Annotated in this window: 16 protein-coding genes; 14 read left to right on the top strand and 2 right to left on the bottom strand. The window is 54.7% G+C overall.

Features of this window, described 5'->3' with window-relative positions; all coding sequences use genetic code 11:
- The first annotated feature begins 47 nt into the window (after positions 1-47).
- The 12 genes from EBB79_RS07260 (at position 48) to EBB79_RS07205 (ending at position 17,010) form a co-directional block, all read left to right on the top strand.
- Positions 48-2,321, top strand: a complete 2,274-nt coding sequence (locus EBB79_RS07260) for an NADP-dependent malic enzyme (protein ID WP_127748282.1) — start codon at positions 48-50, stop codon at positions 2,319-2,321.
- A gap of 382 nt (positions 2,322-2,703) precedes the next feature.
- The gene (locus EBB79_RS07255; protein WP_127748281.1) at positions 2,704-3,732 is read left to right on the top strand and encodes a LacI family DNA-binding transcriptional regulator; all 1,029 of its coding nucleotides are present in this window, start codon (positions 2,704-2,706) and stop codon (positions 3,730-3,732) included.
- A 147-nt stretch (positions 3,733-3,879) separates the two neighbouring features.
- Positions 3,880-5,157, top strand: coding sequence for an ABC transporter substrate-binding protein (locus EBB79_RS07250; protein WP_420850396.1), 1,278 nt, complete (start codon positions 3,880-3,882; stop codon positions 5,155-5,157).
- 108 nt (positions 5,158-5,265) lie between these two features.
- A complete protein-coding gene (locus tag EBB79_RS07245) occupies positions 5,266-6,132 on the top strand; it encodes a carbohydrate ABC transporter permease (RefSeq protein ID WP_127748279.1) in 867 nt (288 codons plus the stop codon).
- Positions 6,133-6,147: 15 nt separating this feature from the next.
- Entirely contained in the window at positions 6,148-6,978 is an 831-nt protein-coding gene (locus EBB79_RS07240; protein ID WP_127748278.1) for a carbohydrate ABC transporter permease, read from the top strand.
- Positions 6,979-6,989: 11 nt separating this feature from the next.
- Positions 6,990-7,994: an ABC transporter ATP-binding protein gene (locus EBB79_RS07235; RefSeq protein ID WP_127748277.1), complete on the top strand. Its 1,005-nt coding sequence runs from the start codon at positions 6,990-6,992 to the stop codon at positions 7,992-7,994.
- Positions 7,991-8,764: an L-iditol 2-dehydrogenase gene (locus EBB79_RS07230; protein WP_127748276.1), complete on the top strand. Its 774-nt coding sequence runs from the start codon at positions 7,991-7,993 to the stop codon at positions 8,762-8,764. The genes EBB79_RS07235 and EBB79_RS07230 overlap by 4 nt, the downstream gene beginning before the upstream one ends.
- Positions 8,764-10,224: a mannitol dehydrogenase family protein gene (locus EBB79_RS07225; RefSeq protein WP_127748275.1), complete on the top strand. Its 1,461-nt coding sequence runs from the start codon at positions 8,764-8,766 to the stop codon at positions 10,222-10,224. Before EBB79_RS07230 ends, EBB79_RS07225 begins: the two co-directional genes overlap by 1 nt.
- A 368-nt stretch (positions 10,225-10,592) precedes the next feature.
- Complete coding sequence (locus EBB79_RS07220; protein ID WP_164860754.1) at positions 10,593-12,125, top strand: DUF4153 domain-containing protein; 1,533 nt, start codon at positions 10,593-10,595, stop codon at positions 12,123-12,125.
- Positions 12,126-12,133: 8 nt separating this feature from the next.
- Positions 12,134-12,826: a response regulator transcription factor gene (locus tag EBB79_RS07215; protein ID WP_127748273.1), complete on the top strand. Its 693-nt coding sequence runs from the start codon at positions 12,134-12,136 to the stop codon at positions 12,824-12,826.
- Between the two features lie 29 nt (positions 12,827-12,855).
- On the top strand, positions 12,856-14,346 hold the full coding sequence (locus EBB79_RS07210) for an ATP-binding protein (protein ID WP_238705020.1): 1,491 nt from the start codon (positions 12,856-12,858) through the stop codon (positions 14,344-14,346).
- Between the two features lie 612 nt (positions 14,347-14,958).
- Positions 14,959-17,010: a WD40/YVTN/BNR-like repeat-containing protein gene (locus EBB79_RS07205; RefSeq protein ID WP_127748271.1), complete on the top strand. Its 2,052-nt coding sequence runs from the start codon at positions 14,959-14,961 to the stop codon at positions 17,008-17,010.
- Here the strand turns inward: EBB79_RS07205 and EBB79_RS07200 are convergent.
- Both EBB79_RS07200 and EBB79_RS07195 read right to left on the bottom strand, forming a co-directional pair.
- Positions 17,007-17,447, bottom strand: coding sequence for a hypothetical protein (locus tag EBB79_RS07200; protein WP_127748270.1), 441 nt, complete (start codon positions 17,445-17,447; stop codon positions 17,007-17,009). The genes EBB79_RS07205 and EBB79_RS07200 overlap by 4 nt on opposite strands.
- Before the next feature lie 157 nt (positions 17,448-17,604).
- Entirely contained in the window at positions 17,605-17,901 is a 297-nt protein-coding gene (locus EBB79_RS07195; protein WP_127748269.1) for a helix-turn-helix transcriptional regulator, read from the bottom strand.
- A gap of 145 nt (positions 17,902-18,046) precedes the next feature.
- On the opposite strand from EBB79_RS07195, the gene EBB79_RS07190 reads away from it, so the two are divergent.
- The gene (locus tag EBB79_RS07190; protein ID WP_127748268.1) at positions 18,047-19,660 is read left to right on the top strand and encodes a GMC family oxidoreductase; all 1,614 of its coding nucleotides are present in this window, start codon (positions 18,047-18,049) and stop codon (positions 19,658-19,660) included.
- Positions 19,657-20,829: a mandelate racemase/muconate lactonizing enzyme family protein gene (locus EBB79_RS07185; protein WP_127748267.1), complete on the top strand. Its 1,173-nt coding sequence runs from the start codon at positions 19,657-19,659 to the stop codon at positions 20,827-20,829. Before EBB79_RS07190 ends, EBB79_RS07185 begins: the two co-directional genes overlap by 4 nt.
- Positions 20,830-20,918 lie beyond the last annotated feature (89 nt).

The raw sequence follows: 20,918 nt of genomic DNA, 5'->3' as shown, positions 1-20,918 counted from the left end.
ATGGAATAATTAGTTTAACACTAAACTACATATTTTTGGAGCGCCCCATGCCTGACACTCAGAACCTCCGCCAAGCCGCATTGCATTATCATGAGTACCCGCAGCCCGGTAAGCTGGAAATCCGTGCGACCAAGCCGATGGCAAATGGCCGTGACCTGGCCCGTGCCTATTCCCCCGGCGTTGCCGAAGCCTGCACTGAGATCAAGACCGATCCCGCCAACGCCGCCCGTTACACGTCACGCGGCAATTTGGTGGCTGTGGTCACCAACGGCACTGCAGTTCTGGGGCTGGGCAACATTGGCGCACTGGCGTCGAAACCAGTGATGGAAGGCAAGGCGGTTCTGTTCAAGAACTTTGCAGGTATTGATTGCTTTGACATCGAGCTGGACGAAAGCGACCCCGAGAAGCTGGCCGATATTGTCTGCGCGCTGGAACCCACCTTTGGCGCCATCAACCTGGAAGACATCAAGGCACCCGATTGCTTTATCGTCGAGAAAATCTGCCGCGAGCGGATGAATATTCCGGTGTTCCACGACGACCAGCACGGCACCGCCATTGTTGTGGGCGCAGCCGCCAGAAACGCGCTGCACGTGGCTGGCAAAAGCTTTGAGGACATCAAGATTGTTTCAACCGGTGGCGGCGCGGCGGGGATTGCCTGCCTGAACATGCTGTTGAAGCTGGGCGTCAAACGCGAGAACATCTGGCTATGTGACATTCACGGATTGGTCTATGAAGGCCGCGTTGAGGACATGAACCCGCACAAGGCCGCCTTTGCGCAGGCCACGGACAAGCGCACGCTGGATGATGTAATCGGTGAGGCAGACCTGTTTCTTGGGCTGTCGGGTCCCAATGTGCTGAAACCCGAAATGGTCGCCAAAATGTCGGATCGTCCGATCATCTTTGCGCTGGCCAATCCCAATCCGGAAATCATGCCAGATACAGCCCGCAAGGTAAAACCGGACGCCATCATCGCCACCGGGCGCAGTGATTTCCCCAATCAAGTCAATAACGTCTTGTGCTTCCCCTTTATCTTTCGCGGCGCACTGGATGTTGGTGCAACTGAAATCAACGACGCCATGCAGATCGCCTGTGTCGAGGGGATCGCTGAACTGGCCCGCGCCACCACCTCGGCCGAGGCCGCCGCCGCCTATAAGGGCGAACAGCTGACTTTTGGCGCCGATTACCTGATCCCAAAACCGTTTGATCCGCGACTGGTTGCTGTGGTGTCTTCGGCGGTGGCTAAGGCGGCGATGGAAACCGGTGTGGCGGCGCGTCAGATCGAAGACATGGCGATCTATAAACAGAAGCTGAACCAGACGGTGTTCAAATCAGCGCTGCTGATGAAACCCGTGTTTGAGGCGGCCCGTGTTGCCTCGCGCCGGATCGTCTTTGCCGAGGGCGAAGATGAACGGGTGCTGCGCGCCGCCCAGGCGATCCTGGAAGAAACCACCGAGACACCGATCCTGATCGGTCGCCCCGAAGTGATTGATGCGCGCTGTGAGAAGTTGGGGCTTGATATCCGCCCTGGCTCGGATTTTCAGATCGTAAACCCTGAGAATGACCCGCGCTATTACGACTACTGGAACAGCTACCACCGCCTGCTACAGCGTCAGGGCGTTACCCCTGACATTGCCAAGGCGGTTATGCGCACAAACACCACGGCCATTGGCGCCATTATGGTACATCGTGGCGAAGCTGACAGCCTGATCTGCGGTACATTTGGCGAATATCGCTGGCACCTGAACTATGTCTCCCAAATGCTGGGCGGCGATAGCTACGAGCCACATGGCGCATTATCGCTGATGATCCTTGAGGACGGCCCCCTGTTCATCGCCGACACCCATGTCCGTGTCGAGCCAACGCCCGAGCAGATTGCCCAGTCGGTGATTGGCGCCGCCCGCCACGTTCGCCGCTTTGGTCTGGAGCCCAAGATCGCGCTGTGTTCGCAATCGCAATTTGGCAACACCAATTGCGACACCGGCGCCCGTCTGCGCGCCGCGCTGGAAATTCTGGACGATAAACAGCGTGACTTTGTCTATGAGGGTGAAATGAACATCGACACAGCGCTGGACGCAGATCTGCGGACCCGGATCTTCCCGAACTCGCGGATGGAAGGCGCAGCCAATGTGTTGATCTTTGCCCATGCCGATGCAGCCAGCGGCGTGCGTAACATTCTGAAAATGCGTGCTGACGGGTTAGAGGTCGGACCGATCCTGATGGGCATGGGCAACCGTGCGCATATCGTCTCTCCGTCAATCACTGCGCGCGGGTTGCTGAACATGGCCGCCATTGCCGGCACACCGGTAACGCATTACGGCTGATCTGATGGGGCATATGGTAGGTGTTGGAGATGTCGTTCTGCGATCCCTCACGGGTGACCGGCGCGAAATACAATCCTCCAACACCTGCCGGTCGACCTTCACACAGAATTTCGCACACTGCCCACACGCGCCAGCGATGAAATGCGTATGTCATACTGATGGGGGACATGCCGCTGAAGGCCCCTGCTCCGACAATTATAAAACTGTGTCGACGTTCCAAACATTTGGATTTTTTGAGCACTCGATTTCAATTGTTGCGCCTTGACCAAGCGATACTAGCCTAACTATTGTAAAGATACATCTTTACACGCGAAAAGAATGAGCTGCCCACTTGGGTTTTATCGCTCCGGTCGCATGGAAGATTTTCAGACGAGGTTGAGGTATGGGCGCTAGTAAAATCAAGAATATGGAAGAGTTTGCGGCGAAAAGCGGGATTTCACGCCCGACCGTCTCAAAATACTTCAACGATCCCGGCAGTGTCCGCGCCTCGACTAGGGAGCGCATTGAGGCGGCGCTCAAGAAATACGACTATCGCCCAAACATCTATGCAATGAACCAGAACAGGCAGTTGACAAAGAACATCGGTGTCGTGGTCCCCTACCTGGCCGATCCCTTTTTTGCCGAGATTGCCCGGACCATCGAGCGCCGCTGCATTGCTGCGGGTTTCTGGCCGACCTTGTTCAGCTCGCACGGCGAACAACAGCTGGAGAACGACATCCTCGACAGTCTGCGACGGCTAAAGCCGGCCGGTGTTCTGCTGGGGCCACTTGGGCGTGCATCAGACCGCAATGAGATTGAAAAGTTCTGCCGGGATGTGCCGACAGTATTGATTGATGCCAATATCGATGGCGTCGGTGAAGCATTTGTCGGGTTGGACAACTTTCACTCCATCCCGCTGATGGTGGATTACCTGTGTCGCACCGGGGAGCCGCCCTGTTTCTTCGAAATGCCCCCTCTGAACCCGAACGCAAACAAACGCCGGGATGCCTACAAGCAGGCGATGACCGATTTGGGTCACGAGCCACAGGTCATCCGCGTGCCGGGTGACACTTGGGATTTTGAACAGATCGGGTTTGATGGGGGCCTGCAGGTGATTGATGGTCAGCAGAACAAAACAAACACTGTTCTTTGCAGCAACGATCGATTGGCCATTGGTTTCTTGGCTGCAGCCTATGAAAGAGGCATTCGGGTTGGACATGGCAAAGATTGCGCGTTGCGGGTCGCCGGGCATGACGACCATCCCTTTTCGCGATTTACCTGTCCTTCGCTGACCACGGTCGCACAGAACTACGAATCAATTTCGGAACGAAGCGTCGAGACACTGCTGCACCTGATCAGAGATGGAAAGCGTGGCGGCGAACGCATCGAAATCTTGTTTGAGGGCAAGTTAGTCATGCGCGCATCTGCCTGAAAAATTGCAATTTATTAACGCGAACCAAATTATTTCTTTACGCGCGGAAAGTTTTGATTGACGCCGAGACACGTTCTCCACTAGCCTAAGTGTGGCATTTAATGCACCAAGGGAGGACACCGGATGAAACTGAAAACACCAATTGCCATGGTGAGCGCTGCTGCAATTCTTGCAGCGACGGCGGCTCACTCAGACACACTTACGATCGCCACTGTGAACAACGGCGACATGATCCGTATGCAGGGATACACCGACGATTTTACAGCCAAAACTGGCCACGACGTTGAGTGGGTTACGCTGGAAGAGAACGTTCTGCGCCAACGTGTGACCACCGATATCACCACCCATGGCGGTGCGTTTGATATTATGACAATCGGCATGTACGAGACGCCAATTTGGGGTCAGAACGGGTGGCTTGTCGCGCTTGACGATCTGTCCGAAGGCTATGACGCCGACGACATTCTGCCCGCAATGCGCGGTGGCCTGTCTCATGATGGTACGATGTACGCCGCACCGTTTTATGGTGAATCGTCGATGATCATGTATCGGACTGATCTTGTTGAAGCCGCGGGCATGTCCATGCCTGACGCACCAACCTGGAGTGAAGTTGCGGCGCTGGCCCGCGCAATGACGGACAAAGACGGGGAAATCTATGGTATCTGCCTGCGCGGTAAGGCCGGCTGGGGTGAGAACATGGCCTTCCTCACGGCCACATCAAACGCATTTGGTGCCCGTTGGTTTGACGAAGACTGGAAGCCCCAGTTTGATCAACCGGCGTGGAAGGAAACACTCTCGTTTTATGTTGATCTGATGAACGATGCAGGTCCTCCGGGCGCTTCGACCAATGGTTTCAACGAAAACCTGTCGCTGTTCCAACAAGGTAAGTGTGGCATGTGGATCGACGCAACTGTTGCGGCATCTTTCGTAACCAACCCAAACGACTCGACTGTTGCTGACAAGGTTGGCTTTGCACTGGCCCCTGATACGGGCCTTGGTCCACGGGGCAACTGGCTTTGGGCTTGGGCACTTGGCATTCCTGCCGGGACCCAGAAAGAAGCCGCCGCCAAGCAGTTTATCGAATGGGCCACGTCGAAGGACTACATCGAACTTGTCGCGGCAAAAGAAGGCTGGGCCAATGTACCTCCGGGTGCACGGACTTCGCTTTATGAGAATGCAAACTATGCAGACGTTCCATTTGCCAAAATGACGCTCGATAGCATCCTATCCGCTGACCCGAACAACCCAACAGTTGATCCGGTCCCCTACGTCGGAGTCCAGTTTGCAGCCATCCCGGAGTTTGCAGGGATTGCCTCGCAGGTTGGGCAGGAATTTTCGGCAGCGCTCGCCGGGCAGCAGTCGGTCGACGAAGCTCTGGCAAAAGCCCAGGCCTTGACCGCTGAAGAAATGGAAGCCGCAGGTTACTAAGGTTTCCACTCCCAGTCAGGAGGATGCTCTTGGGCGACCTCCTGGCCCCCTTTTTCCCCGTAATGAGCTATATCGGTAGACATCGTCTGCCCCCAAGGGAGATTTGTCGTGGCGACACAACACTCAAGATACGCCGCAAGACTGATGATGGCCCCGGCGGTAATCCTGCTGCTTGGTTGGATGCTGGTGCCGCTGTCTATGACGCTTTTGTTTTCGTTTAAGAAATATCTGCCACTGCGCGGCGGGGATCTGGGCTGGGTTGGGTTCGACAACTACACCCGCTTTGTCACTTCCAGTGCATTTTGGCCATCCGTTTTGACAACACTGATCATCGTCGGAGGCGTGCTGATCATAACCGTTGTCTTCGGTGTTCTGTTGGCGATACTTCTAAACCAACCGATGTGGGGACAGGGCATTGTCCGTATTTTGGTAATCGCACCGTTCTTTGTCATGCCAACGGTTTCTGCATTGGTCTGGAAGAACATGTTCATGGACCCGGTGAACGGCCTTTTTGCACATATATGGAAAATATTCGGCCTAACGCCTGTTGAATGGCTGAGCCAAGCCTCAATCCAGTCGATCATCATGATCGTGTCGTGGCAATGGTTGCCTTTTGCGACGCTGATCCTGCTAACGGCAATCCAGTCGTTGGACAGTGAACAGCTTGAAGCGGCTGAAATGGACGGCGCTCCGCCACTTGCCAGGTTCGGCTTTATCACCCTGCCCCACCTTGGTCGCGCACTTACAATTGTGATCCTGATCCAGACAATCTTTCTTCTGTCGATCTTTGCAGAAATCTTCGTGACCACCGGTGGTGCATTTGGAACCCGGACACTGTCCTACCTGATCTTTCAGCGGGTGCTTGAAAGCCAAAACATCGGTCTCGGCTCTGCCGGAGGTATCTACGCCGTCATCCTCGCCAACATCATTGCCATCTTTCTGATGCGCATTGTCGGCAAGAACCTGGACGCTTGAGGAGCATACAAAACCATGGCCCGCACCGTTACCAATCAACGAAAGATGATCAACACTCTGGCCGCCTGGGCTGTTGGGCTGCTGATATTCTTCCCAATCCTCTGGACGGTCTTAACCAGTTTCAAGACCGAGGCCACTGCCATCGCCGATCCGCCAGTCTTTCTGGCATTTGACTGGACGCTGGAAAACTACGCAGCAGTCATGGACCGCTCCAACTATATGCGGTTCCTGTGGAACTCGGTGATTATCGCCGGAGGATCAACGCTGCTCGGGATCCTAATCGCGGTGCCCGCCGCCTGGTCGATGGCCTTTGTACCGTCGAAACGAACCAAGGATATCCTGCTCTGGATGCTGTCGACCAAGATGCTACCTGCTGTTGGCGTACTCTACCCGATCTACCTGATCTTCATCAAAATGGGTCTTCTGGATACCAAGATCGGTCTGACGATTGTGCTGATGCTGATCAACCTGCCGATTATCGTGTGGATGCTCTACACTTACTTCAAGGAAATCCCGGGGGAAATTCTGGAAGCAGCGCGAATGGATGGTGCCAGCTTGCGCGAAGAAATCCTCTATGTCCTCACGCCAATGGCCATTCCCGGAATCGCGTCCACACTGCTCTTGAATGTCATCCTGGCCTGGAATGAAGCCTTCTGGACCCTCAACTTAACGGCAGCCAAGGCAGCACCGCTTACCGCCTTCATTGCCAGTTATTCCAGCCCCGAAGGGCTGTTTTACGCCAAACTCAGCGCAGCCTCCACCATGGCGATTGCGCCGATATTGATCCTCGGCTGGTTCAGCCAGAAACAACTTGTGAGCGGCCTTACCTTCGGCGCGGTTAAATAAGGACTACTACTATGGGACAGATCACGCTTGAGAAGGTCACAAAAAGCTTTGGCGACATTCAAGTCATTCCGCCTCTGGACCTGACCATTCATGACGGAGAGTTCACAGTGTTTGTCGGCCCATCAGGTTGCGGCAAATCCACATTGCTGCGACTGATTGCAGGGCTAGAAGACATCACTTCGGGTACTATAAAAATTGACGGAATAGACGCGACAAATATACCGCCTGCCAAGCGTGGACTGGCAATGGTATTTCAATCCTATGCGCTTTATCCGCATATGAGCGTGCGCAAGAACATCGCCTTTCCAATGCGAATGGCCAAAATCGAGCAGGCCGAACAGGACCGACGGATCGAACAGGCAGCGGCTGCGCTGAATCTGGCCGATTATCTGGACCGCAAGCCCGGGCAACTGTCTGGCGGTCAACGACAGCGGGTCGCCATCGGGCGTGCCATCGTGCGCGAGCCTTCGGCGTTTCTTTTTGACGAACCGCTATCAAACCTCGACGCAGCACTGCGCGTCGGTATGCGGCTTGAAATCAGCGAGCTGCACAAGCGGCTGGCCACAACGATGGTCTACGTCACGCATGACCAAGTCGAGGCTATGACCATGGCCGACAAGATCGTGGTTTTGCGGGCTGGTTTCATCGAACAGGTAGGCTCGCCGCTAGAACTATACAAAACACCGCGTAACATTTTTGTCGCCGGGTTCATCGGGTCACCCAAAATGAACCTCATCGAAGGGGCTGAGGCCGCCAAACACAACGCCCATACAATCGGCATTCGTCCAGAACATATCGATGTAAGCGAAACCGACGGGTTGTGGCAGGGCAAAGTGGGTGTCGCCGAGCATCTGGGATCAGATACTTTTTTCCACGTTCATGACACCGGGCTTGCAGACATGATTACCGTGCGCGCGCCCGGCGAGGTGAACTTCAAACATGGCGACCGTATCCATCTGACACCCAGAGCGGATCAGTTCCACAGGTTCGATGCGCAGGGATTGAGGATCACATGAAACGGCTCGACGGAAAAACGGCCCTGATAACCGGAGCGGCACGTGGGATTGGATTGGCTTTTGCTGAGGCCTATGTGCGCGAAGGAGCGCGGGTAGCCATTGCTGACATCGATATTGACCGCGCCCGCCGTGCTGCAGCGCAGATCGGCAAAGCGGCGATGGCTGTGGAAATGGACGTGACCCAACAGGAGAGTATTGACCGGGCCGTGGACCGTACCGTCGAGACGTTTGGGCGGATTGATATTCTGATCAACAATGCGGCTCTATTTACGGCCGCCCCTATCACTGAAATCGATCGCTCAGACTTTCAGCGGGCCTTTGACATCAATGTAAGCGGTACGCTGTTCACCCTGCAATCTGTGGCCCGGCACATGATCGCACGTGGCGGTGGTGGCAAAATCATCAACATGGCCAGCCAGGCAGGACGGCGCGGCGAACCGCTGGTAGCCGTATACTGTGCAACCAAGGCCGCAGTGATCAGCCTGACGCAGTCCGCGGGACTGAACCTCATCCAGCATGGGATCAACGTGAACGCGATATCACCAGGTGTGGTGGAGGGAGAACACTGGGACGGTGTCGACGCCTTCTTTGCTAAATATGAGAACAAGGCTCCGGGCCAAAAAAGGAAAGAGGTCGGTGACGCCGTTCCTTATGGGCGCATGGGATCGGCGCAGGACTTGACTGGTATGGCGATCTTTCTGGCAAGCCAAGAAGCCGATTATATCGTCGCGCAAACATATAATGTCGATGGCGGACAATGGACAAGCTGATGCAAATGAAACTGTCCCTCTCTACCCTCGACAAGCTACCCGAAACGGTTGCCCGTCCGTCCTACCACCGAAAGGATTTATCCCCCGGGATCCTACACATAGGCGTCGGAAATTTTCATCGTGCGCATCAGGCAGTCTATCTCGACAAGCTGTTCAATACCGGTCGAGATCTCGACTGGGCAATTATTGGTGCCGGGGTCAAAAGTTTCGACGCCGATCGCCGGTTGCTGATGCAGGATCAAGACTGGCTGACCACCGTAGTCGAACTTGATCCCCATGGATTATCAGCTGGCATCAACGGGGCAATGATAGATTTTCTTGACGTTGACGGCGAGACGCTGATTAACAAATTGGCCGATCCGGCGATCCGAATTGTGTCGCTGACCATCACCGAAGGCGGCTATTTCGTCGATGCTGCGGGTGGGTTTGACGCAGATCATCAAGAGATTGTCCGCGACGCCGCCAATCCCGGAGCACCGCAAACCGTGTTCGGGTTGCTTTTGGCAGGGCTGCAATTACGCCATTCTCTCGGTCATGCGCCCTTTACCATCCTGTCCTGCGATAACCTTCCTGAAAACGGCCAGGTCACACGCCAAAGCATCGAAGGGCTTGCCAACCTGATCTCGCCGGATCTGCGGGACTGGGTGTCCGAAAACGTGGCCTTTCCAAATTCAATGGTCGATTGCATCACGCCCGGCACATCACAGCGCGAAATAGATATGGTCAGAGATACGTTCGGTATCGAAGATGCCTCCCCTGTTGTCTGCGAACCCTTCCGGCAATGGGTCATGGAAGACAACTTTCCACTGGGGCGCCCAGCGCTGGAACAGGTCGGCGTTGAATTTGTGGACAACGTAGTGCCCTACGAGACCATGAAACTGCGCATCCTGAACGCCGGTCATGCGGCCATTGCTTATCCGGCTGCGTTGCTAGGACACCAGTACGTACATGACGCCATGGCAGATCCGGATATCGCATCCTGGCTCGTTCAACTTATGCGGCGCGAAGTTATTCCGGTACTTCAGCCGATCGCCGGAGTGGACTTCGACGCCTACCTCGAAACCTGTGTCTCCCGCTTTGCCAACCCGGCCATCGGCGACACCATCGCGCGGCTGTGCCAGGATGGGTCGAACCGTCAACCAAAATTCGTGTTTCCAACCATCACCGATGCTCTGGCAAAAGACACTGATATTGAAGGACTTACATTGGAGGTGGCGCTGTGGTGCCTGTACTGCGCCCAACCGGGATTTGTGGTTGAGGACGCCCGGGCAGATCGGCTTTCCACCGCCGCCTTGGCCAGTAAATCTGACCCTGCCGCGTTTTTAAGCATTCGGGATGTTTTTGGCGATCTGGCCGCGAACGACCGTTTTGCAAATGCCTTTACGCGTCAGATGGGGGAGCTCTGGACACAAGGCCCGCGCCACGTGATACAACGTTATCTTCGCAAAGCGAATGAGTAGATCCTGCGCCGATTTTCTGACAACAGAGCTGGCAGCGCCCCTCATACCAAGCGGACATCCTAAACGTTTCAAAATCATTGTCCGCGCAACAGGATGCGGGGCCTCGTCACTGTGCAAGTTGGTAAAGCGATTGAACTTGGATTGAATGCTATAACTTAGCCTCCCGAATGCTTGTAGTTGAACAATGGTCGTTCGACCGGGTTATTACTGCATGCCACTTGGTCTTTGGTCGGACACGGGTCAGTAGGTTAGGCCTGCACAATCTCTGCACGAAATTAGCTCTTCATCTGCACGAGTTGCGAACGGGAAGTGCAAATTTCTCGCTCATTAGTTTCCTTGAAAACAAAGTGATTTCTTGGAGAACAGTGATGAGCAGGCAACTTGTGATCAATGGCGTTCCCGATTGCATACAGCAAGATGGATGGTGGCTAGCCAGTGATAGCACCAATGCAGTGGATGGCAGCAGTCGAGATCAGATTCCAAGATCCGCAAGTTTCGTCAAGCGACACCCCTGGGCCTTCCCAGCTCTTGCCCTCCTCACTCTGCTAGCGGACTGGTTGTTCTGGCAGCAAAACCTTGGACTGTCCGTCGTTCTGTTTGCCCTGGCCCTATCGTCATCCATTCTGGCGCTCAAACCAGGAGGTGCCAGCCGACGCGAAACAGTGACTGCATTTGTGTTTGAGCTGGCCTGCAACCTGCCAGTGGTGGAACAGCTTCAGCCCATGTCATTTCTGTTCACGGTCATTGGGATCATCGTTCTGATTGTTTGGGTTGCCTATGGACGGGTTATCGAGTGGTGGCAGGCCGCATGGGCATTCCTGCGTCTCTCAATCGTTGGACCGTTTGTGCTGCCCGTGACGATTGCCGGTGAGATAAAAGGAGCCCAAACAAAAGTAGATCTCAAGCAGCAAACCAAGGCCCTGATCCTGCCGCTGTCTATCGGGCTGGTCTTCCTGTTTCTTCTCACCTCTGCCAATCCAATACTGGAACGGTTTCTTGACCAGTTTGCAGCGCTAGAGTTTTTGTCACCCAAGCAAATCTGGCGTGGCTTATTCTGGATTGCCACAGCATCGCTGATCTGGCCCTATCTGAACCTGCGTGAGAAATGGCTGGGCCCCGTGGCAAAAGCGCCAGAGTTTGCCTCCACTCGGTCACCCTGGTTGTCGTCAATCGTGAACGCAGAGTCGGTCAGAAACTCCCTTATACTTTTCAATGTTCTTTTTCTGGTTCAAACCGTGATGGACATCGGCGTGTTGACGGGTGGGATGTCCTTGCCCGATGGAATGACATTTGCCCGCTATGCCCATCGCGGAGCCTATCCGTTGGTCGCGACAGCCCTGATTGCCGGTGTGTTTGCAATCGCCACCCACAAGATGATCAAGGAGAACCGTTTTCAGCAGAAACTGCTGTACCTATGGCTTGGCCAAAATCTGTTTCTGGTCATCACTGCGGCATACCGGCTAAGCCTATATGTCGACGCCTATACGCTGACCTACCTACGGGTTTCGGCCTTTATTTGGATGCTGCTGGTCTTCGCAGGGCTGATCCTGACACTTGTGCAAGTGTCACAATCAAAGAGCATTTCGTGGTTGGTTCGCTCCAATTTGGTGGTTCTAGCAGCGACACTTTATCTGTGCTGTTTCGTGAATTTTGCCTATGTGATTGCGAGTTACAATTTGCAAAACGCCACTGCTGAAAACCGGTTTGATGAAAGATACATATGCGAACTGGGCGAGCAAGCATTGCCTTTGATCTTGGAACAAGACCGGAAAACAGGAACTCGCATGTGTATGGGATACCATTACGGTAGGCCTATTTTTGAACCAATCAGCGATTGGCGCGATTGGGGCTTTCGCAAATGGCGTCTCCAAGCGTATCTTGGCGAAAAATTGTATAGGTAGAGACAGTCATGTCCGGCCGAATTCTTATTGTCGACGATGATCCAAATATTCGTGAAGTGATCGGCTACGCAGTTGAAAAATCTGGCTATACCACAATCTTCGCTGAAAACGGTCTAACAGCGCTGGAGGCTGCCAGAACAGGAAGCCCCGACCTTATCGTGTTGGATATTGGCCTACCGGAATTCGATGGGCTGGAGGTTTGCCGCGAAGTCAGGAAAAACTCTGATGTGCCCATTCTGTTTCTGACAGCCAGAGACGATGAGATTGACCGGATAATTGGTTTGGAAATTGGTGGCGACGACTATGTCACAAAACCATTTTCGCCAAGGGAACTGGTTGCACGGATCAAGGCGATCCTGAAAAGGGTGGCGCCGCCTATAAGGCAAGTGGTGCAAACGTTTGTCCACGGTGATTTGGAAATCGATGCCCACCGCCATTTGTGCCGCGTGGCCGCACAAGAGGTAGCATTGACAGCCTCTGAATTTTCCCTGCTCAAGGCGCTAATGGCCAATCCAGATAACGTCATGTCCCGCCACCAGCTGACCGAAGCGATGTACGGCAACAACATCCATGTCTCAGACCGAACAATCGACAGTCATATCCGAAACATAAGGAACAAACTGACGACGGCTGGGTGCCCGAACAGCATCGTCACTGTACATGGCGTAGGCCTGAGGATGGGAACATGCCTGACAGGATAACCTCTGGATGGCGGCCTCGGCTGTCGGCGGTGCTGCTACTGGTGCTTGGGCTGGTGTTGTGTCTGCCTTTTGCCGGGCTGTTTCTTTTTAAATTCTACGCCAGCCAACTTGTCCAGCAAACCGAAGAGAGCCTGCTAACACAGGCCTCGGTTCTGTCTGCCACTTACGCGCAGCTTTACAAGACGCAAACCGGCGATGGAATTCCCGTTTCAGATAAGCCGCTGAACGTTACTCCGGTTTTTCCGTCGCTATCGATCAACAACGATAGTGTTCTGCCACCTCGCCCCGATGCAGTCGCACGTGTGAACATCCCCAACTCCGCATACTTGGAAATAGGCGCGCAACTCACCCAGATTGTAGAGGCGTCCCAGGCGCAGACGCTGGCCGGATACAGGTTGCTTGATGCGAAAGGGAACGTAATCGGAGGCAGCGCAGAGGTAGGGCTTTCACTGGCCCACGTGGATGAGGTCGCACAGGCATTCAAAGGGGAAACCGTCTCGGTGGCTCGTGTGCGCATTCGGGAAGGCCGGGAGCCTTTCCTTTATGCATTTAGCCGGGGAACCAGAGTCAGGGTTTTTGTGGCAATGCCCGTAATCGTCAAAGATAACATTATCGGAGCCGTCTATATTAGCCGCACTCCAAACCACATCTTCCGCTTCTTGTATGGCGAACGGTTCAATCTGACCAAAGCGGGTGCTTTCATCTTCATTTCCACGGCTTTGATTGGCTTGGTGTTCTGGCGTTTCATTACCCGCCCGATACACACCCTGATGCAGCGCACGCAGGCCATTGGCAACGGAAGTAGAAGATGGGAGCCTATCAACCACTATGGAACCCGAGAAATTGAGAACCTCAGCAACAGTTTTCAGTCGTTGACGGCGCGGCTTCAGGATCAACAAGACGCGTTGAAATCCTATACGGCGCATGTAACGCATGAATTAAAGTCGCCATTGACAGCGGTGAAGGGCGCCGCTGAATTGTTGCGAGAAAATGAGATGACCGATGAACAGCGGCATAGGTTTCTTGACAACATCGAAAAAGATACAGCGCGCATGGAAGAGCTACTGGCCAGCATGCGTAAATTCAGCTTAGCGGATCAAAATGCAAGTGTTGGATCCTCTAGCCTTAGTGGGTTGGAAAAAGAAATCCGTTCCAGCTTCCCCAAGCTCGAAATCGGGATGCAAAACGAGACATTTTTTCTGCCTGTTCACCAAAACACGCTGCGGATCATCCTGACACATCTGTTGGAAAATGCCGCCCAACATAAGGCCCGAACAGTCGCTCTGGAAGTTGGCACGAGCACCAAGGGAGCCTGGTTGACGGTCAGCGATGATGGCGCTGGTATCAGCGTGGGAAATCAGGAAAAGATCATGACCCCCTTTTTCACAACCCGGCGAGAACAAGGGGGGACGGGAATGGGCCTTAACATCGTAAAATCGACAGTTGAGGCATTGGGTGGAAACCTGTCTTTAGAAACTCGGGGAAACGGGGCCTGTTTTCGCATCACTTTTGACGGTTGATATATCGCAGAACCAATGGCCCATTGCTTTCATCTGTCCATCTTTCGGCGTACCAACCATACCCGTTTTCAGGTTGCAGCCATTATTGGAAGGTGTCCGTTCAAAAAAGCACCCGTTTTGCGGCCATCCGGAACGGATTGCGAACACCCGAACGCCCACTTTGAAATTCAAGTAATTCTCTGATAGGTTGAGTTCATCCTGTAACATCGTCTCAGACGTTTATATTTGGGGGAAGTCATGTATCACGCAATTCGTTCTCAAGAAGTCAAGAAAGTCATATCCGTTGAAGGTCCGTCACTGCTAATTGCGATTGTTGTCGCCAGTACCTTCTACAAATTTGGTTCATTCCTATTAGAGCTGCTTGTCTTTTTGCCAACTTGGTTTGTTCTGAGTTTTGCCATTTCGACACTTGGTCGGAAGTTCGGAGTAATTTCAGAAAAATCATAAAGCCGGAGAACTGACATGGCAAAAGTCATCCAAGCGGACGCGCGCCTTTTAGAAAACCCACGCCGAAAAAAGCCACGTAGGCTAAAACCTTTTTCGCACAGTACGCACAAGGCCCGTGCGAAGTGGTTTGAGATCCGTGAGACTTGGCCATACAGGGAAGTGAACATGTGCGTGTTTCATGAAGAGCGCAACCGCTTTGAAACAAACGCGCCTGCCCTGCCTGTGAATTGGCAACAAGCTGGCCCGACCAACATCGGCGGACGAATGACCAGTCTTGCAACCGACCCAACTGACCCTGACCGCCTTATTGCCGGTGCCGCTGGTGGCGGCGTTTGGGCCAGTTCGAACGCTGGACGTAGCTGGGCCCCGCTTTGGCATCGTCAACCGACATTGAATGTTGGCGCCGTTACAATGGATCCATCCAATCCAAATGTGATCTATGTCGGAACCGGAGAAGCCAATCAGTCAGCGGACTCGCATCCCGGCGTTGGTATTTTCGTCAGCCGTGATGGAGGGTCCAATTGGACGGTTTTCGCCGATGCCGAAGCCGCCCACTTACCAAGCCGGATTGGCGCTATTGTAGTCGACCCGGCGAATGGGAATCATATCCTGCTTGGCGGGGTCTCGCACAGTTCGGCTGACTTTCGCGAGGGCCTGTACAGGACGACCGATGGGGGCAGTACGTGGTCCCGCGCAGACGACATTACGCCGGGCCGGTACAGATGCCATGACATTCGCTTTGGCGCAGGCCAGACTATCTTTGCCACGATTGAGGCGCGCAGCAGGCTGTCCGGTATCTGGCGTAGCGAAGATGGCGGCACATCCTGGACACAGTTGCAGACCGGCCTGCCAAGCGGCGACCAGCTGCGACGCGGATCCTTGGCCGTTGCACCATCTGATCAAACCCGCATATACGCCCAGTTCAGTTCCAGCGGCGGGGGTGTCCAGGGTATTTACCGTTCGAATGATAGCGGCGACAGTTGGCGGCCCATCGCTGGTGGACATTTAGATTCCGAACGGCAAATGGGCTATAATAATACGATTGTCGTACACCCGACCAATCCAGATCATGTTCTGTGCGCGGGCGTCGAAGTGCATAGGACAACAAATGGCGGCGCAAGCTGGCAAAAGCGGACACGGTGGAGTGCCGAGATTGGCGATGGCGATTACGCCCATGCCGACCAACATGCGCTGGTCATGCCCGTCGGCGCGCCCGGCCGTGTGTATGCAATGAACGATGGCGGCATGGATGTCAGCGAAAACGGCGGAACAACCTGGGAAAATCGCAGTGATGGGCTGGAAGTCTGCATGTTCTATGACTTCACGGTCGCTCAATCGAATGCCGACTTCTATGGCGGTGGATTTCAGGACCAAGGCACCAACATCACAACATCCGGCAGGGCCGACGATCATTTCATGATCAGTGGCGGCGATGGCGGCTGGTTCGAAATTGACCCCAGCAATGAGATGCACTTTTATACTTCGTCACAGCGGATGCGGATACTGCGTTTTCGAGGTGACTTGGACCCGCCATGGTCTGACGTGTCTCCGCTACCCGCAAATAGCCAAGAAAGACAACGCACCTGGATGGTCTACATCGCTATGGACCCAAACAATTCGCAGCGCATTTTTACAGGCACAAGCCGTGTGTTTCGTACAATCGATGACGCGCAAAACTGGTTGGCCGTTTCACACCCGCTTGACGATAGTATAATCACCGCCATCGAGATCTGCCGGGCTGACAGCGATCGGATCTATATTGGTACAACAAACGGCGGGCTTTTCCGATCCATCGATGGCGGCGACACTTGGAGCGGCGATCTGTCCGGTCCGGCGTTACCGGGGCGCACTGTAACCCGCATTGCAGCGCATCCGGTCGACGCGGATACAGTGTTTTGCACAGTTGCAGGATTCGGGCACCCTCATGTTTATCGATCAGCCGACGGCGGGTTGAGCTGGCGTGATGCCGGAACCGGGCAATTACCTGATGTGCCGCATCACAGTCTCGCCATTTCACCAACTGAACCGGGCCGGGTCTTCGTCGCGCATGATCTGGGCGTCTCGGCTTCGTTGGATGGGGGGGCGACTTGGCAAAATATCTCAGGCGATTTGCCCAATCAAATGGTTGTGGATCTGGCCATACATGTCTCCGAGAACCGTTTGTTCGCAGCAACTTATGGCCGCAGTGCCTGGAAGTTGGACCTGTCGACGCTTTAGTGGCGGTCCTTGAACCATTTCTCGCGGGCATCGAGGTCCTCAACCTCGGTGGCTTCAGGAGCCTTGAATGAGCGTAAATCGTCTAGTCCGGGCACAGACTGGTTGGGGGCGACAAGGGTCCAATAGAGACCGCCAAAATGTATGTGATCATGGCCCCTGGCGGCGTCAAATGTACCGGGTATCGCAGTCACCGACTGTGGTTGATTGGGCAAGAGATGTGCCTCAATCTGGCCCGATGCAATTTGAACACCTAAAACTTTGTCTGGCCGGGCAGACTTCCAAAACAATTCAGTCGCCGGATCTGCTTCAAGATCGGCGAGAGGCAGAATGAGCAGTCGTGTTCCCTCGCCAACCTCGCGCCATTCCGCATTTTCATGACGAACCGCAAGTTTGAGCATGGCATTCAAGGCTTGTTGGTTGGAGGCGTCGCAACTCATAAAATAAAGGTATCACTTGCTATCGCATACAGCAATCGGCCTAGGATGATTGGTTGTGGGATATAGCGGACCCTATTATTTCGGTATCCGCCGTGTAGTGTCGCGGGTGCCGGAATGGGCTACTATCGGGATGTTCAGAGTTTCGCTATTTTCTAAGCTAGCTACGTGGCATGGACGCTACCGGTTTACGCGGAGCCGGAATCTCAAGCGCTTTCAAAACCATTTCACTCTGCCGGGTGACATTCATTTTTTGGAACACAATTCTCAAATATTGCCGCGCACTGGCTTCTGTTATTCCCGCCTGGCCCGCGGCTTCGCGTACAGACAATCCTTGGACCATAAATCCAGCCATGCGTGACTGGCTAGGCGTCAACCCAAACAATCGGCACAGCACTTCATTTTGTGTTTCAACTGGCCGCCGCGGATCACGCAGAACCAGAAGCGCCATATTCATGCGTTAGCATTACCAATTATCGCAGCAAATTCAACATCTTGGATGATTTCAAACTTTTTCACATCAACAGCCTGTTTCACTTTAATTTTGCTGCGCGATTTTGTACTGCTCATGTAACGAGATTGCAGGCAGGCAACCCAATACCATGGCAGACTATGATTACATCATTATCGGTGCGGGCTCAGCTGGTTGTGTGCTGGCAGAGCGGTTAAGCGCATCGCAGCGGCACAAAGTCCTTGTGCTCGAGGCCGGAGGTCGCGGCAGGTCGCCGTGGATTTCGCTGCCTCTTGGATATGGCAAATCTTTCCATGACCCCAAGGTGAACTGGAAATACGACACCGTAGCTGAGGAAGCACTGGCTGGCCGAAAGGGTTATTGGCCCCGGGGCAAGGTCGTTGGTGGGTCCGGCGCCATCAACGCGCTGGTCTATGCACGCGGACTGCCGAAAGACTTTGATGATTGGGCGGCGGCTGGTGCGACCGGCTGGAACTGGGCGGCGGCGCTGGAAACTTATGAGGCGCTGGAAACTCAAATCAAGCCGGACGGCAGCCGACGGGGCACGGGGCCACTGCACGTGCAGGATGTATCGGACCAGATCCATCCCTCAAATCGGCATTTCTTTGCCGCAACACAAGAACTAGGTCTGCCTGCTACCGACGATATCAATGGCTTGGACAATGAAGGCGCTACAGCTTACCAGATCAACACCAGCGGCGGGCGGCGCATGCATTCAGCGCGTGCCTTTTTGGCACCAGCCCTAAAGCGGCCGAATGTCACCCTTTTGACCGGCGCGTTGGTTGAGAACCTCGGGATCGAGGCAGGCAAAGCCACCTCGGTGCAGGTTCGGCACAAGGGGCGCCTTATACAGTACACGGCTGGGCGAGAGATCATTCTTTCAGCAGGCACCGTGACGTCGCCGCGAATTCTTCAACTGTCGGGCATCGGCCCAGTGGGGCTGCTGAAATCTCATGGGATCACGCCGATCCTGGATAATCCGAATGTGGGTGGCCACCTGCAGGATCACCTGGGTATAAACTATTACTTCCGCGCGACAGAGCCGACATTGAACAACGTATTAAGGCCCTTCCACGGCAAGCTGCGCGCAGCTTTGCAGTATGCCATGACAAGACGCGGGCCGCTGTCGCTTTCGGTGAACCAATGTGGCGGTTATTTCAGGTCGACAACAGAGATCGAGTACCCTGATCAACAGCTCTATTTCAATCCGGTCACTTACACCACAACCTCGAACGGCAAACGCACCGTGGTACAGCCGGACCCTTTCCCTGGTTTCATCTTGGGTTTTCAGCCGTCGCGACCCACCAGCCGAGGACGGATCGATATCAGCGCCCAAGACCCTGAGGCACCGCCACTGATCCATCCCAATTCTTTGTCATCTGATGAGGACCAAAGGCAGGTCATGGCCGGCGGTAAGCTGTGTCAGCAGCTGATCGCGACCAACGCTCTGGGGCGGCTGGTGGAAAACGCCATGGACCCCGACTTGCGCAGTATGTCACCAAAGGAAATCCTTACGGACTTCCGGGAACGTTGTGGCACTGTTTTTCATCCTGTTGGGACTTGCCGAATGGGTGAAGATACCAGTGACTCGGTGGTCTGTCCCCGACTGAAGGTGCACGGCGTGGCAGGGCTTAGGGTCGTGGATGCATCAGTGTTTCCCAATATTACCTCGGGTAATACCAATGCCCCAACCATGATGCTGGCCCATCGGGCGGCCGGCTTAATTCTGGAGGACGCATCATGAGCACCCCATATTCCGCGTCCGGCGCAGTGCCGGTCAGCTATGCTCGCGGCAAGGAAGACACTGGTCCACGGATCCGCAGGATTGAAACTTTCAGCACCCCCTTGATTGGTTTTGTTCGCGTCACCGCCGAGGACGGCTCCACTGGCTGGGGGCAGGTCTCGACCTATAACAGCGACCTCACCTGTGAGATCCTGCATCGTCAGGTTGCCCCCTGGGCGCTGGGGCGCGGTATGGATGCCCTGGAACAGGTAATCACAGAGATCCCATTGCGCGAACATAAGTTTCCAGGCACTTACCTGCGCCGTGCCATGGCCGGATTTGACACCGCCGTCTGGGACTGGCGTGGCAAGGCAGCGGGCAAACCTGTCGCAGAACTCCTGGGCGGCTCTGCGGGTCCGGTCCGTGCCTATGCCTCTTCAATGCGGCGCGACATCACTCCGGAAGATGAAGCGGCGCGTCTGATCAATCTGCGTGACAGATACGGGTTTGATGCGTTCAAAGTCCGTGTCGGCGCAGAATGCGGCCAAGACCGCGACGAATGGCCGGGGCGAACCGAAGCCATCATCCCCGCTATCCGAAAGGCCATGGGGTCGGATGCGGCGCTTTTGGTTGACGGCAACTCCGGTTTCAGCCCCGTCCGTGCGATAGAGGTGGGCCGGATGCTCGAGAACAACGGCTATGAACATTTCGAGGAGCCATGCCCGTATTGGGAACTAGAGCAGACCGCTGAGGTGACGCGAACCCTTGCCATCGATGTTTCTGGCGGCGAGCAAGACTGGGACTTGCAGCAGTGGAAACGGATCATCGCGATGCGCGCCGTGGACATTATTCAGCCCGACATCCTCTATGTGGGTGGCATGGCGCGCAGCATGGAGGTCGCCCAGATGGGCCATGCGGCTGGTCTGAGCTGCACTCCGCATTGTGCCAACCTTTCGCTTGTTACGCTTTTCACCATGCACCTGCTGCGCGCTGTTCCCAACGCAGGTCGATATCTCGAATTTTCGATCGAGGGTGACGACTACTACCCCTGGCAGCGCGATCTATTCTTGAACGATCCCTATACGATCACTGACGGCAAAGCTTTTGTTTCCGAAGCACCGGGCTGGGGGGTGGAGATCAATCCCGAATGGCTTGCGACGTCCACCTACAAATGCAGCGACAACACCTGAGCTGACAGGGTTTGAAGCCGCTCTTTTGATAGCATCCCCTGCCCCAAAATTGGGTTTATCTTCGCTCTCGAACCTGGTCTTGTTTTCAG

The sequence above is a fragment of the Parasedimentitalea marina genome, from assembly GCF_004006175.1.
Classification (GTDB): domain Bacteria; phylum Pseudomonadota; class Alphaproteobacteria; order Rhodobacterales; family Rhodobacteraceae; genus Parasedimentitalea; species Parasedimentitalea marina.
Note: the sequence above shows the minus strand (reverse complement) of the source record. Positions and strands in the feature narration are given on the sequence as shown.